Source organism: Mycobacterium sp. P2_H7 (assembly GCF_056403275.1).
Genome location: NZ_JBFUFU010000010.1, coordinates 323793 through 338486, shown reverse-complemented (window position 1 = coordinate 338486; position 14694 = coordinate 323793). Strand labels below are relative to the sequence as shown.

At 68.0% G+C, this 14694-nt stretch carries 14 protein-coding genes; 3 read left to right on the top strand and 11 right to left on the bottom strand.

The window, feature by feature from the left end; genetic code table 11:
* Window positions 1-41: 41 nt before the first annotated feature.
* Window positions 42-617 (bottom strand): GNAT family N-acetyltransferase, encoded by a 576-nt coding sequence (locus AC1DY7_RS16965; protein WP_477494862.1) that lies wholly within the window; start codon window positions 615-617, stop codon window positions 42-44.
* Window positions 610-1020, bottom strand: coding sequence for a hypothetical protein (locus AC1DY7_RS16960; RefSeq protein WP_477494861.1), 411 nt, complete (start codon window positions 1018-1020; stop codon window positions 610-612). The genes AC1DY7_RS16965 and AC1DY7_RS16960 overlap by 8 nt, the downstream gene beginning before the upstream one ends.
* Window positions 1021-1062: 42 nt before the next feature.
* On the opposite strand from AC1DY7_RS16960, the gene AC1DY7_RS16955 reads away from it, so the two are divergent.
* Together AC1DY7_RS16955 and AC1DY7_RS16950 are read left to right on the top strand one after the other, a co-directional pair.
* Window positions 1063-1509: a cupin domain-containing protein gene (locus AC1DY7_RS16955; protein ID WP_477494860.1), complete on the top strand. Its 447-nt coding sequence runs from the start codon at window positions 1063-1065 to the stop codon at window positions 1507-1509.
* A 10-nt stretch (window positions 1510-1519) separates the two neighbouring features.
* Window positions 1520-3163 carry an NAD-binding protein gene (locus AC1DY7_RS16950; RefSeq protein WP_477494859.1) on the top strand — a complete coding sequence of 548 codons (1644 nt, stop codon included), beginning with the start codon at window positions 1520-1522 and terminating at the stop codon, window positions 3161-3163.
* Here AC1DY7_RS16950 and AC1DY7_RS16945 read toward each other — a convergent pair.
* Genes AC1DY7_RS16945 through AC1DY7_RS16915 form a run of 7 tightly spaced genes read right to left on the bottom strand, consistent with a single transcriptional unit; the run spans window position 3144 to window position 10370 of the window.
* Window positions 3144-3899, bottom strand: a complete 756-nt coding sequence (locus tag AC1DY7_RS16945) for a VOC family protein (RefSeq protein ID WP_477494858.1) — start codon at window positions 3897-3899, stop codon at window positions 3144-3146. The two genes, AC1DY7_RS16950 and AC1DY7_RS16945, sit on opposite strands and share 20 nt — an antisense overlap.
* Before the next feature lie 55 nt (window positions 3900-3954).
* Window positions 3955-4386: a type II toxin-antitoxin system Rv0910 family toxin gene (locus AC1DY7_RS16940; RefSeq protein ID WP_477494857.1), complete on the bottom strand. Its 432-nt coding sequence runs from the start codon at window positions 4384-4386 to the stop codon at window positions 3955-3957.
* Window positions 4387-4569: an antitoxin gene (locus AC1DY7_RS16935; protein WP_477494856.1), complete on the bottom strand. Its 183-nt coding sequence runs from the start codon at window positions 4567-4569 to the stop codon at window positions 4387-4389.
* Between the two features lie 9 nt (window positions 4570-4578).
* Window positions 4579-6942 (bottom strand): cation-translocating P-type ATPase, encoded by a 2364-nt coding sequence (locus AC1DY7_RS16930; RefSeq protein WP_477495058.1) that lies wholly within the window; start codon window positions 6940-6942, stop codon window positions 4579-4581.
* Between the two features lie 5 nt (window positions 6943-6947).
* Window positions 6948-8489 (bottom strand): serine hydrolase, encoded by a 1542-nt coding sequence (locus AC1DY7_RS16925; protein WP_477494855.1) that lies wholly within the window; start codon window positions 8487-8489, stop codon window positions 6948-6950.
* 36 nt (window positions 8490-8525) lie between these two features.
* A complete protein-coding gene (locus AC1DY7_RS16920) occupies window positions 8526-9629 on the bottom strand; it encodes an MBL fold metallo-hydrolase (RefSeq protein ID WP_477494854.1) in 1104 nt (367 codons plus the stop codon).
* Window positions 9630-9635: 6 nt separating this feature from the next.
* Entirely contained in the window at window positions 9636-10370 is a 735-nt protein-coding gene (locus AC1DY7_RS16915) for an enoyl-CoA hydratase (RefSeq protein WP_477494853.1), read from the bottom strand.
* A 121-nt stretch (window positions 10371-10491) separates the two neighbouring features.
* Between AC1DY7_RS16915 and AC1DY7_RS16910 the strand changes: the two genes are divergently transcribed.
* Entirely contained in the window at window positions 10492-11997 is a 1506-nt protein-coding gene (locus tag AC1DY7_RS16910; RefSeq protein ID WP_477494852.1) for a carboxyl transferase domain-containing protein, read from the top strand.
* Here AC1DY7_RS16910 and AC1DY7_RS16905 read toward each other — a convergent pair.
* Both AC1DY7_RS16905 and AC1DY7_RS16900 read right to left on the bottom strand, forming a co-directional pair.
* Entirely contained in the window at window positions 11984-13978 is a 1995-nt protein-coding gene (locus AC1DY7_RS16905) for a YhgE/Pip family protein (protein WP_477494851.1), read from the bottom strand. The genes AC1DY7_RS16910 and AC1DY7_RS16905 overlap by 14 nt on opposite strands.
* Before the next feature lie 15 nt (window positions 13979-13993).
* Complete coding sequence (locus tag AC1DY7_RS16900) at window positions 13994-14605, bottom strand: ATP-binding cassette domain-containing protein (RefSeq protein ID WP_477495057.1); 612 nt, start codon at window positions 14603-14605, stop codon at window positions 13994-13996.
* Window positions 14606-14694 lie beyond the last annotated feature (89 nt).

Here is a 14694-nt window from a genome sequence, read left to right as displayed (position 1 = left end):
CCGGTGCGGACACCCGCACACCGGATTCACCATGTCCGCTGCTAGCGGTCCAGCCGGGATCGCAGGTTGTTGCGCACCGCGGGCCATTCGATGTCCAGGATCGAGTAGACGACAGTGTCCCGCCGAGACCCGTCGGGCAGTACTTGGTGGCTGCGCAGGATGCCGTCGAGCTTGGCGCCGAGCCGCTCGATAGCGGCTCGGCTGGTGGCGTTGAAGAAGTGCGTGCGGAATTCGACTGCCATACAGTTCAACTCGTCGAAGGCGTGGCCGAGCAGCAGCAGTTTGGCTTCGGTGTTCACCCCGGTGCGCCGCACCGAGGCGCGGTACCAGGTGTGCCCAATCTCCAAGCGGCGGTTCGGCCCGTCGATGTGCAGATAGCTCGACGACCCGGCCAGCGTGCCATCCAACGAGCGCACCACGAACGCCAACAGGTCGCGATCGGACAGGCGGGCCCGCACCCAGTCTGCCGCCGTCGCGGGTGTCGGGGCGCTGGTGAACCACAGCTCACCACCGTCGGCGCAGGCATCGGCAATCTCGTCGATGTGCTCGGTGGTGAGCGGTTCCAGCGTCACCCAGCGCTGCCCGGTGAGCACCACCGGCTTCACGAACTCACTCACCCCACGCCGCCACCATGGTCAGCACCGACAACACGGCAGCGACGGCCACCGCGCCGGCAGCGACGAAGAGCCCGTACCCCGCGGCGATGGGTGCGTGCACATACAGCCGGAAGTACCAGCCGATCAGCGCGGCGATGATCAGCGAAAGCGACAGGGCGGCAGACGAAGCCAGCCGCGGCGACAGGCGCTGTGCGGCCATCGCGGCGGCCACGATGAGCGTCGAGGCCAGCAGCACCGTCAACTGCCCGACACCGAAACCGGGCGGGGGCACCTCGATGACACCCGCTTTGCCGCCGATGGCAGTCGCTCGGCCGCCGTGCGTGGTGAGCCAGGGCAGCCAGGCACTCACGATCAGCACGAGCGCGCAGAAAGCCACGAGCCAGCCGGGGCGCAGACGTGCCATACGGCCCAGGTTATCGGGTCGGTCACCGTAGTCTGGGTTGCCATGACCGATCTGCCCGATTGGGCCCGGCAACTGGACTTGTCCCCGCATCCGGAGGGCGGCTGGTACGCCGAGACGTGGCGCAGCGCGCTGACCACGCCGCAGTCGGCGCTACCCCCGGAGTACACCGGCCCGCGCAGTGCGGGGACAGCCATCCTGTTCCTGCTGATGCCCGGTCAGCAGTCGGCCTGGCACACCGTCCGCAGCGCCGAGTTGTGGATGTACCACCGGGGCAGCCCGCTGCTCCTGGAGGTCGGGCCCACCCAGGACACCGCGGCCGAGTTGCTGTTGGGTGCCGATATCGCAGCGGGCGAGCAGCCGCAGGTGCTGGTCCCGCCCGGGCAGTGGCAGCGCGCCAAGCCCCGAGACGGGGAGCCGACCCTGGTCAGCTGCGTGGTGGTACCGGGATTCGACTTCGCAGACTTCGCGCTGTCCGCTCCGAGCCCTTAATCTGTGCGGCATGCAGGGCCACATCATCGTGTGCGGCACGGATGCGCTGGCCGAGCGCATCGCCGGTGAGCTGCGCGGTGCTGGCGCATCCGTGGTCCCCCTGCAGGATCCGCGCACCCTGGCCGACGCCGATGTCCCGGCGGCCACCGCGGTGGTGTGCGTCGGCGACGACGATGCCGTCAACCTCGAAATAGCCCTGCTGGCACGGCAGCTGAGCCCTGACGTGCGGGTGGTGGCCCGCCTGGCCAATGGCGTGCTGCGCGAGGCCGTCGCGTTCGGCAACGGACCCGGCGCCATCCTGGACGTCGCCGACCTCGCCGCCCCGTCGGTGGTCGAGGCCTGCCTGGATCGCACCACCCACACCATCTCGGTGGCCGGCATCGACTTCGTCGTCTCCGGGGCCGATGTCCCCCGCGATGCCACCCTGCGCGACATCTACGGCGACCTGGCCCCGGTCGCGGTGATCCACCGCGACTCGACGATCACCGCGTGCCCCGGCCGCGACGTCACCGTCCGCGAAGGCGACTGGACTGCGATGATCGGCACCGCCGACGAGCTGGCGGCCCAACATATTGCCGTGTCGAAACCACTGGGCCACAACAAGGTACGCAGGCCATGGCGACGGGTGACCGACGGGGTGCGGGTGCTGCGCGACGACATCAACCCGATGTTCTACCGTGCGTTCGCGGCGTCGATGACGCTGCTGATCGGCTCGACGATCCTGCTGCGGTTCACCTATCAGCGCCCGCCGGGGATGAGCTGGATCGACGCCCTGTACTTCAGCACCGAGACCATCGCGACGGTCGGCTACGGCGATTTCAGCTTCATCGATCAACCGTCCTGGCTGCGCATCTGGGGTATCGGGCTGATGTTCGCCGGTGTCACCACCACCGCGATCCTGGTGGCGTTCATCGCCGACCTGCTGCTGTCCCGGCGCCTCGCCCAGTCGGCAGGGCTGCGCCGGGCTCGGCACCTGCGCGACCACATCATCGTGGTGGGCCTGGGGTCCTTCGGCATCCGGGTGGTCAGCGACCTCGTGGACGCCGGCTACGACGTCGCCGTCATCGAAAGCGATGAGGACAACCGCTTTCTGGCCACCGCCCGCAGCCTCGACGTCCCGGTGATCTTCGGTGACGCCACCCTGCCCGGGACGCTGGAGTCGGCGCGCATCGGGCAGGCCCGCGCGGTGGCCGTGCTGACCGCCAACGACATGGTCAACATCGAGACCGGCATCGTGCTGCGCGAGCACGCCATGAACAAGCCGGTGGTGCTACGCGTCTACGACAGGTCGCTCGGCGCCGCCGTGGCGCAACGGTTCGGGTTCGAGAATGTGCGCTCGACGGTGGAACTGGCCGCGCCGTGGTTCATCGGCGCCGCCCTGGGCCTGCAGGTGTTCGGCACGTTCTCCGTCGGGCAGCATTCGTTCATGCTGGGCGGAGTGCGCGTGGAGCCGGGCAGTGAACTCGACGGCGTACGGATGGCCGATCTGTCCACCCAGACCCGCGTCATCGCGATCACCCGGCCAGGTGTCGCGACGCGGCTGCATCCACGTCGCGACACCCAGCTGACCGCGGGCGACACCGCCTATCTGGTGGGGCCGTACCGCGAACTGCTGGCCACCTTGGGCAAGGGCACTAGAGCGACGACAGGTTGAAGCCGGCGCCGGTCGGGTCGGTGACCGAGGCCAGCCGGCCGTACGGGGTGTCCTCGGCCGCGCGCACGATGGCCCCGCCGTGGTCGACGATCAGCTGCTGGGTCTTGTCGACATCGTCGGCGCCCAGGAAGAAGAACCAGTTCGACGGTTCGCCGGCCGCCATGAACGCGGTGCCGTCCATCACGCCGAGCAGCTGCTCACCCCCGAATAGTGCCGTGCTGTAGCGGAATTCGTCACTGTCGCTCTCGGTTTGCACCTGCCAGCCGAACACGTCGGTGTAGAAGGCGAGCACCGCGGCGAAGTCGAGGGTGGTCAGCTGGTGCCACACCGGTGTCCCGGCCACCCCGGTGATCTCGGTGCCGGTGTGACCGGTGGGCTGCCACAGCCCGACCATGCCACCGCTGGGATCGGACACCACGGCCATCCGGCCTTTGGCGGGAACGTCCATGGACCCGCCGCAGCTGGCCCCGCCGGCCGCGGTCACCTTCGCCAGGGTGGCGTCCACGTCGGCGGTGTGCAGGTAGGTGCTCCACCGGTCCGGCATGCCCCATTGCGGGTCGTTGGGCATCAGGCCGGCGACGGGCTTTCCGTCGACGTAGGCATTGATGTAGCCGCCGTAGTCAGGGCCGGGTGATTCGAAGGTCCAGCCGAAGATGTCGCCGTAGAAGCGTTGCGCGCCCTCGATGTCCGAGGTCGCCAGGTCGATCCAGCAGGGTGCGCCGAGTGGAGTAGTCATGCCCGTACCGACCGGTGGCGCGGGCGAAACTCATCGCGGCATGGTTTGTGCGGTTTCAGGAGTAGAGCGCCTTGAACTTGTTCAGCGACTGCTGGATGTCGTTCTTCAACGCGGCGGCCACCACCATGCCGATCGGCCCGAACAGCGCTGGCCCACCGAGGTGGATGTCCAGCTGCACGGTCGAGCCGTCCGCCACCGGTTTCACCTTGGCGATCAGCTTGACCTTCACGCCACCCTTGCCGTCACCGTTCAGCGTCATCGACTCCGGCGGCTTGTAACTGACGATGGTCCAGTTGACCCGGTTGGCCATTCCCTTGACCTCGACGATGGAGTCGATCTTGGTGCCCTTTTCCAACGTCTCGGGCAGGGTCGAGCGCCACACCCGGTGGATGCTGAGCCACTCCTTGAACCGGGACAGATCTGAGGCGGCGTCCCACGCCTTCTCCGGCGGCAACGGCACGTCGACGGAGACCGACAGCTTGGCCATCTACGACTGGTTGGGGTTGATGTTGCGCGCCGCGTTCTTGGCCGCTTCCTGCGCCTTGTCGACGACGCCCTGGTACTTCTCGCCGGTCTTCTCGTCGACGACGTCGCCGACCTTGTCGATCGCGGCCTCAACCTTGTCAGCGTTCTCGGCGATCAGGTTCTTCGCCTTATCCAGAAAACTCATGGGGTCACCTTATCGCCACAGTTTGCGGGGCTCGCCGGACCGTCGGCCCTCGATCCACCACAACACCTCGACGACGGCGGCCGCGGCCAACCCGATGCCCAGCGCCATCGACGTCAGCGCGACATTGCTGGGGTCGAGCATGAACTTCTCCTGTGCCAGCGGGATCGAGAAGATCACCACATAGGCCAGTGCGGAGAACGCCACCAGCGCCACCCGCCACCACTGATACGGGCGGGCCACCACGGCCAGCACCCACACCGCACCCACCAACAGAGTGATGAGCGCGGCCGTGGACGCCTGGGTCTGCTCGACCTTGCTCGCGTGCGAACCCTGATAGGCCAGCAGGTAGGAGATCAGCGTTGCCGCGCCGACCACCACGCCGTTCGGCACCGCCGAGGTCATCACCCGGCGCACGAAGCCCGGATGGGCGCGCTCGTTGTTGGGTGCCAGCGACAGGATGAACGCCGGGATGCCGATGGTGAACCAGGCAGCGATGGTGACGTGGATCGGCTGGAACGGGTAGAGCAACGCGTCGGAGCCGAACAGCTTGGACGCCAAACCACCGATGCCGACCAGCGCGGCCAGCAGCACCGAGTAGACGGTCTTGGTGAGGAACAGGTTGGAGACCCGTTCGATGTTGCCGATCACCCGGCGGCCCTCACCCACGACATAGGGCAGCGTCGCGAACTTGTTGTCCAGCAACACGATCTGAGCCACCGCGCGGGACGCCGAACTACCCGATCCCATGGCCACGCCGATATCGGCGTCCTTGAGCGCCAGCACGTCGTTGACGCCGTCGCCGGTCATCGCGACGGTGTGCCCGCGGGATTGCAAGGCGTGCACCATGGCCCGCTTCTGGTCGGGGCGCACACGACCGAACGTCGTGTACTCGTCCAGCGTCGACGCGAGCTCGTCGGGCTCGTGTGGCAGTTGGCGGGCGTCCAGGGTTTCACCGTGCAGGCCGAGGGTGCCTGCCACCGCGCCGACGGACACCGCGTTGTCGCCGGAGATGACTTTGACCGTGACCTTTTGCGAGGCAAAGTATTCCAGTGTGTCGCGGGCATCCGGGCGGACCCGCTGTTCCAGCACGACGAGCGCGACGGGGGTGACGGTCCCGGGCGCGTCCGCGGCGTCGACGGAGTGGTCGGAGGAGCCGAGCAGGAGCACCCGCAGCCCCTGCGCGCCGATCTGCTCGGCCTGTTCGGCTTCCGGTGAGGCCGGGTCCAGCAGTACGTCCGGCGCACCGATCACCCAGTTGCCGTGTTCACCGTAGGAGGCGCCGCTCCACTTGGTGGCCGATTTGAACGGGGCCGACGCGGTCTGCGTCCAGCCGGGCGGCATTTTGTAGGCTTCCGCAATAGCGGCGATGCTGGCGTTGGGACGGGGATCGTCGGCGGCCAGCTGGGCCAGCACGCCGGTGACGTCATGTTGCGTCAGGGACTTGAGATCGCTGACCCGCATGCCGTTTTCGGTGAGGGTGCCGGTCTTGTCGGCGCACACCACGTCGACCCGCGCCAGGCCCTCGATGGCGGGCAGCTCCTGCACCAGGCATTGCCTGCGGCCCAGCCGCACCACACCGACGGCGAAGGCCAGCGAGGTCATCAGCACCAGACCTTCGGGCACCATCGGCACCAGCGCGCCGACGGTCCGTAGTACCGCCTCCCGCCAGCCGAGGTCGGTGGTGAACATCTGGGTGTAGATGATCAACGCGCCCGCAGGCCACAGCAGGTAGGTGATGAACTGCAAGATCTTGTTGATACCGCTGCGCAGTTCGGATTTCACCAACGTGAACTTGCTGGCCTCTTCGGCCAGCTTTGCCGCGTATGCTTCGCGCCCAACCTTGGTGGCGCGGTAGGCGCCGCTGCCGGCCACCACGAAGCTGCCCGACATGATCGGGTCGCCCGGATCTTTCTGGATCGGATCGGCCTCGCCGGTCAGCAGCGATTCGTCGACCTCAAGGTTGGTCTCCTCGAGCACTTCGCCGTCGACGATGATCTGGTCACCGGGGCCGAGTTCGATGATGTCGTCGAGCACCACCTCGTTCGGTGACAGCGCCTGGGTACCGGATTGCCTGCGCACCAACGGTTTCGCCTGCCCGACGATCGCCAGGCGATCCAGCGTCTGCTTGGCACGCAGCTCCTGAATGATGCCGATGGCCGAGTTGGCCACGATCAGCAGGCCGAACAGCCCGTTGATCACCGACCCGGTGGCCAGCACGATCGCGAACAGCACCCCGAGGATCGCGTTGATGCGGGTGAACACGTTGGCCCGCACGATCTCCGACACGCTGCGCGCCGCGCGACTGGGCACATCGTTGGTCTTGCCTTGCGAAACCCGCTGCGCAACCTCGGCATCGGACAGTCCGCTGATCATTGCCGTCACTTGGTGAACACCCCGTCGTCGTAGTACTCGAGTGTCAGCTTGGCCCCGTCGAAGGTGGCTTGGGAAATGCTTCCCGGCGGGGAGTTCTCGGTGATCTGAGTGAAGGTGAACACGTTGCCGTCCCAATGGTTCAGCTCGACGGTGTTGCCGCGCGGCCCCAGCGTGAGGGTGAGTTTGCCGTCCTTCTCCGCGACGACGGCCGGGCCCCAATACTCGTTGCGGTAGCTGCCGGTGTAGGCCGACAACGGTTGCGCGGGTGCGGGTTGCGCGGGCGGCTGCCTGCCGACCAGCGAGCCCACCGGGTCCGACAGCGCGGACAGTGCGGGGTGATACAGGCCGTACCAGTCCTCACGCACCTCGCCGAATTGCACCAGGTCGGCGAATTCGGCGGTGAGTGCCTCGGGGACACCGCTGGGGGTGGCGTTGGTCAGCGCGACGATCGCTACGTCCGCCGACGGCAGGAACAGCACATTGGTGCCGGCGCCGAGCTGGAACGCCCCGGAGTGACTGAACTGCACCCGGGCGGCCGAGGTGGTCCCGACGTTGAACCCGAAACCGTAGGAGCCGGTGCGCATCGCGGGCTCCGACGGTGGACCGGACACCACCTGCGGGGTGAGCGCGGGCAGCAGTGCCTGCGGGTCGACGAGCTGCCGGCCCTGGTAGCTGCCGTTGGCCAGCACCAGTTGAAGCCAGTGCGTCATGTCATCGACCGACGAGCTGGCCCCACCGGCCGGGGCCTGCTGGTCGGCGTCGCGCACGAATGTCGGCTGATAGCCCCCGTCGATGCGAATGTGGCCCACCGCGCGATCCTTGCGGGCTTCGTAGTCGGCGAAACGGTAACTGGTCGAAGACATTCCGAGCGGGCCGAACAATGTGTCCTGACCCAGTTGCTCCCAGGGCTTGCCCGCTCCCGTGGCCACCGCCTCGGCCGCGGCCGTCAGCCCGTAATTGGTGTAGGCGTAGGTGACCCGGAACGGATCCAACGGCAGTTGCCGCAGCCGCTCGAGCACCGCCCGGCGGTCATAGCCGATGTCCTCGAGCAGATCCCCGGCGTGGTCGGGCAGACCGGAGCGATGCGAGAACAGGTCACCGACGGTGACCATTCGGGTGACGGCGGGATCCGACAGTGCGAACCAGGGCAGTTTACCGACGACCGGGGTGTCCCAGCCGACCGCGTTCTGGCTGACCTGATGGGCGACCACGGTGGCGCTCAGCGGTTTGGACACCGAGGCCAATTGGAACACCGTGTCGGGGCCGACCTTGTTGGCGTCCCCGTCCCCCGCGCGGTTGTCCTTGACCCCGAACCCTTTGGCATACAACGTCTTTCCACCGTGCACCACGGCGACGGCCAGGCCTGGAATGCCGGATTTACGCATCAGCTCGTCGGCGATGCCGTCGAGTTTGCCGACGGCGTTCTCGACAGCCTTGTCGGGCAACGGCATTGCGGGCACCAGCGGGGGCGGTACATCGGACAGGGTCTGCGGTGCCTGCCTGGGCTGCGAGGTCCCGCAGCCGGCCAGCAACGCAACCGCAGCCATGCACAGAATCCGTCTCACAGGCAGCACGCTAGCCGGTCAAAGCCGCCACCATGCGTCTATCGGGCGCCCCGTGACGGCGGCGTCGACCCGCTGACCCGGTTTGGGTGCCGCGATCGTCACCCCTTCGGCCGAGGCCGCCGTCAGTAGCCGCTCGACCGGTTCGGACCACGGGTGCGGCGCCAGCCGGAAGGTGGCCCAGTGGATGGGCACCAGCAGGCCGGTGTCGGTGACGTCGCGGTGGGCGCGGACGGCGTCCTCGGGATTCATGTGGATGTCGGGCCAGCCCGGGTGGTAGGCGCCGATCGGCATCAGGGTCAGGTCGAAGGGTCCGTACTCGGAGCCGATACCGGTGAAGCCCTCGGTGTACCCGGTGTCCCCGCCGAAGAAGGCCCGGTGCCGGGGGCCGATCACCGCCCACGACGACCACAGCGTGGTGTTGCGGGTGAGGAACCGCCCGGAGAAATGCCGCGCCGGGGTGCAGACCAGGGTGAGCTCGCCGAGGGTGGCGCTCTCATCCCAGTCGAGTTCGACGATGCGATCCGGTGGGATACCCCAGAGGCGCAGGTGGGACCCGATGCCCAGCGGGACGTAGAACTTGGCCCGCTGCGACCGGGCGAGGCCCTTGATGGTGTCGATGTCGAGGTGGTCGTAGTGGTCGTGGCTGATGATCACCGCGTCGATGGCGGGCAGGGCTTCCAGTTCCGCGGGCACGGGATGCAGCCGTTGCGGTCCGACCGCACGCGACGGGGAGCAGCGCTCGCTCCACACCGGATCGGCCAGGACGCGGTAGCCGTCGACTTCGATGACGGCCGAGGAGTGCCCGTACCAGGTGACGGCCAGCTCACCGGCCGGCGCGGTCGACGTCGGGCGGACCAGCGGGATCTCACCGCCCGGCCGCTGCTGATCACCGATGAACAGCTCGCGGATCAGCGACCACTGCTGCTGACGGGTCAGCTGCACCTCGGAGGCCGGTTCACGGTTGACGAACACCCCGTCGCGATAGTTCGTGGAGGCCTTCGCCGCGGCACCGATGTCGGCGGCGCCCAGGGACTCGGGGGCGCCGTGCAGGGCGCGCAGCACCCAGCCGCCGGCCACCAGCGCTGCGGTTCCACCGACCACCCGGGCCGCTTCGCCGATCATCGCTGCTCAGGCCCCGGTGAAGTTGGGCGGCCGCTTTTCGATGCGCGCCACCTGAGCCTCGATGACGTCCGGACTGGCCCACGCCTTCTGGAACATCCGGGTGTGATCACCACGTACGTCGTCGTAGGCGCCGTCGTCGTTGAGCACCCGCTTGGAGTGCGCAACCGACAGGGGCGCGTAGCCGGAGATCTCGGTGGCCCACGCCTGGGCGTCGGCGAGGGTGCCGGTGCGGTTGACCATCCCGGTCTGCACGGCGGTGTCCAGGTCGAGACGCTCGGCGGCGATCAGCATGCCCCGCGCTCGGCCGTGACCGACCAACGACGTCAACCGGCGGATGCTCCAGTTGTCCAGTGCCAGGCCGTATTTGGCGATAGGGAACTGAAAGTAGGCGCCGGGGGCGGCGACCCGCAGATCGCAGATCATCGCCAGGATGACACCCGCGCCGATCGCCGGGCCGTTGAGCGCGGCGATGATGGGCACCGGGCTGGCATCGATGGCCAGGTTCAGCGCCAGCGCCTTGTCCGGCAACTCCTTGGCCACACCCTCGGCGTCGGACAGGTCCGCTCCCGCACTGAACACGGTGCCTTGCCCCGTCAACACGATGGCCCGGACATCTGTCCCCTGCGCCTTCTCGATCTCTTCGCGTAATCCGTCGACAAGTGCGCCGTTGAGCGCGTTGCGCCGCTCGGGCCGCTGCATTTCCAGAGTCAGGACATTGCCGTCCCGCGTCACACCGATCATGGTTGCCAGCCTATATATGTTCGCCGCGACCTTCTCAGGGGCCGCATTTGTGCATCCTCATCCGGCGTGATCGGCGGGTCGCGTATGAAACCGCACATTCGCCGTCGCCTACCCTCATCCTGTGAGCCGCAGCCCCGCCCTCGCAGTCCGCGATGCCGTCCTCGACCCGGGTTCGTTCCTCAGTTGGGACAGTCCGCCGCTGCAGGTACCCACCTCGGAGACCTACCGCCAGGAGCTGGACGCCGCACAAGCCAAATCCGGGCTCGACGAGTCCGTGATCACCGGCGAAGGGACCGTGTTCGGCCGCCGTGTGGCGGTGCTGGCCTGCGAGTTCGACTTTCTGGCCGGCTCCATCGGGGTGGCCGCTGCCGAACGCATCACCGCGGCCATCCAGCGCGCCACCGCGGAACGGTTGCCCCTGCTGGCCTCCCCCAGCTCGGGCGGCACCCGGATGCAGGAGGGCACGGTCGCCTTCCTGCAGATGGTGAAGATCGCGGCCGCCGTCGAACTGCACAAGCGGGCGCACCTGCCCTACATCGTCTACCTGCGCCACCCCACCACCGGCGGCGTCTTCGCCTCGTGGGGCTCGCTGGGCCACGTCACCGCCGCCGAGCCGGGTGCCCTGATCGGTTTTCTCGGGCCCCGGGTCTACGAGCACCTCTACGGCGAGAAGTTCCCCGCCGGCGTGCAGACGGCCGAGAACCTGTTCCGGCACGGCGTCATCGACGGGGTGGTGCCCGTCGAAGCACTGCGGTCGGTGCTCGACCGCACGCTGGCCGTGCTGGTCGACGCGCCCGGCACCCCACCGTCGGTACCACCTGCCGAGCCGATCCCCGACATCCCGGCCTGGGATTCGGTGATCCTGTCCCGACGCCCCGACCGCCCGAATGCCGAGTTCGTGCTGCGGCACGGCACGACGAAAGCGGTGTCGCTGTCCGGTTCCGGCGGGCAGGAGCGAAGCGACCGGGGGATCAGCAGCGGCGGGGACACCAGCCAGATGCTGCTGGCGCTGGCCCGGTTCGGCGGCCAGCCGGCCGTTGTCCTCGGCCAGCAGCGCATCGGCACGCTCGGCCCGGCGGCGCTGCGGGAGGCCCGCCGCGGCATGACGCTGGCCGTCAGTCTGCGGCTGCCGTTGGTCTCGATCATCGATACCAGCGGCCCGGCGCTCTCGGTGGAGGCCGAGCAGGGCGGGCTGGCCGGTGAGATCGCCCGCTGCCTGGCGGAATTGGTGACGCTGGACACCCCGACGGTGTCGGTGCTGCTGGGTCAGGGCAGCGGCGGACCGGCCTTGGCGATGGTGCCCGCCGATCGGGTGCTGGCCGCCCAGCACGGCTGGCTGGCGCCGTTGCCTCCGGAGGGCGCCAGTGCCATCGTCTTCCGCGACACCGACCACGCCCCGGAACTGTCTGCCGCACAAGGTATTCGGTCGGCTGACCTGCTGCGCAACGGGATCGTCGACATCATCGTCGACGAACGGCCCGACGCCGCCGACGAGCCGTTGCGGTTCACCGAACGGCTGTCGGCGACGATCGCCGCCGAGTTGTTCGAGCTGCGGACCATGCCCGAATCCGAACGGCTCGGCCTGCGACTGCACCGGTACCGGCGGATCGGGCTCACACCTCGATAGGCGGTTTGAGCCGTTCCATCGTGTACTGCCGGTCTCGTTTGGCCGCAAACGAACTGGCCGCCAGGGACGCCAACAGCACCCCGGACAGCACCGCGATGGCGATCCACAACCGGGAGTCGATTCCGCCGGCGATCAGCTGCCGCAGACCGTTGACCGCGTACGTCATCGGGTCGACGGGGTGCAGGATCTGGAACGGTTTGGCCGTGGTCTCCACCGGATAGATACCACCGGCCGAAACCAGTTGCAACATCAGGAAAGCCAGTGTCACCACCCGCCCCACCGACACCCCGAACAGGGCGTTGAACGCCTGGATCAAGGCCAGGAACGTCGCCACGATCAACAGTAGGAAGCCCACCGTGGCGATCGGGTAGCGGGCCTGCAAACCGACCCCGAAGTGCACCACCAGATACATCACCGCGACTTGGCAGACCGTGATGAGCAGGGCCGGCCAGTACGACGCCAGCACCACCCGCAGCGCGCCGAGGCCGTTGACGATGGGCCGGGACTGAACCGGTTTGAGCAGCATCCAGATGATCAGCGCGCCGATGAACAGCGCCAGCGGCAGGAAGAACGGCGCGAATCCGGTACCGAAGGTGGCTGCGGCGTTGTCGGTCTGGATGTCCAATGTCACTGGTGCGGCCAGGGTTTTCGCCACGGCGGTGCGCTGCTCGGGCGTCCAGGACGGGACCTGCGTGGAGCCCTCCTTGAGCTTGGTCGCCAGCTCCTGGCTGCCGTCGCGCAGTTTGGTGGTGCCCGCGGCCAATTGTGATGCTCCACTGGACAATTGGTCGCCACCGGCGGCCAACTGCACCAGACCGTTGTTGAGCTTGCGCGCGCCGCTGTCCAACTGGTGCACGCCATCGCGCAGCTTCACCACATCAGACCGCAGCCCGCCGTTGAGCGCACGGGTGAGGAACACCCGCAGCTTGCTGTTCGGGTCGCCCAGTTCGTTCTCCAACTGGGTTGCGCTGTCGCGCAGCTTGTTCAGCCCGTCATCGGTGGTGGGGTCGATGCCCTTGGCACGTAGCAGCCGCTGAGCTCCGGCGAGCACGTCACCGGTGTCGCGGACCGTCGGATCCGGGTTGGCCTGCAGCAGACCGACGGCTTGATCCACGATCGCTGCCGCCTGCGCCTGGTCGACGTTGAGTGCGGCGATCCGGTCGGTGGTCGAGCGCACGGCCCCGGACAGCCGCGAGGCGAGGAAGCCGACCTCGTCGGGGTCCAGTCCCAGATCGCCGACCCGGTCCAGCATGGTGACCAGGGGACCCGTGGCGGTGTCGACCGAACTGGACAGCTGACGGGTACCCGCGGCCAATTGCGCCGAGCCGTCCCGCGCGGTGACCAGTCCCGCGGTCAATGCGCCCGCGCCGTCGGCCAGTTTGTGCGCACCGTCATCGGCGGCCGCGGTGCCGGTGGCCAGTTGGCCCGCACCGTCGGCGGCCTTGACCAGACCCGCACCGGCGTCGGTCAGACCGGTCAGCACGGTGCCCAAGGTGCGCTGCCCGATGCTCGCGTTGACTTGGTTGATGACCTCGCGGGCCGCGTTCTGCCCGATGATCGAACCCAGATAGTTGTTGGCGTCGTTGAACTTGAACTGGATCTGCGCCTGCTCGGGTGAGCCGCCCGACGGGGAGGCCACGTCGGCACTGAAGTCCTTGGGCAGCGTCACCGAGAAGTAGTACTTGCCGCTGGACACGCCGGCCGCGGCCCCGGTGGACGAAACCCTGTGCAGCTGAAGCTGTCCCGAGTCGACGAGCGCGTCGGCGACTTCCGCGCCCGCACGGACCTGCTGGCCGTCGACGACGGTGCCGGTGTCCTCGTTGACCAGGGCCACCGGGATCTTGTTGACCTCGTTGAACGGATTCCAGAACGCCCACAGGTACATCGCGCCGTAGAGCAGCGGCATGAGGATCACCGTCACCAGGGCGATGCGGGGCAACGCGCCCCGCGAGAAGCGCTTCAGGTCGGTGCCAAGAGACATTCCGGCAAGCACGGGTTACTCACTCCCCACGGTCAGCTGGGTCACGGTGTCGGCGGCGACAACGTTGACCGATGCGGTGATGACGGTCTGCTGCTCACCGAGGGCGATGAGCCTTTGCAGCACGGTGGCCCGATTTCCGTCGTCGGTGATGTGGTCGAGATTGCCCACCACCAGCAGGGGCGGTGTGGCGGTGTTGGCCAAAGCGATCCGCAGCAGGGTCTGCTCGAGTTCGGTGAGTTCGTCGAAGTACTTTGCGAGCGGCGGCAAGGCGACGTCCCCGAACACCGGGGCGCACAGGGTTGCGAGGTCGGTCTGGTCGGCAGGCCCGATGAATCGGTACCAGGGTGCGTCCCAGCGCTTCTGCTCGGTGATCAGATCGCGCACCGTCACCGATTCGGCGACGGTGTCCAGTTCGTCGATGCAAGCCAGCGCCGACGTCTTGAAGATGTCGGTGGCCTTCGTCTTACCGAACACGGTGACCTGGCCTTCGACGGGTTTCATCCGGCCGGCCAGCGTCATCAGCAACGCGGTGCGCCCCGTGCCGGTCGGGTAGCGCAGCACGCTGACCCCGCCCGCCTCGATATCCAGGTCGATGGGGCCGTACACCGGGCCCCAGGGCCCGCGCATTCGGATACCGCGGGCCGTGATTGCGTCTGCCACTGAGTCATCTCAGCACAAGCACGGTGCGCGGCGTCGGTTTCTACGCCAGGGTCACA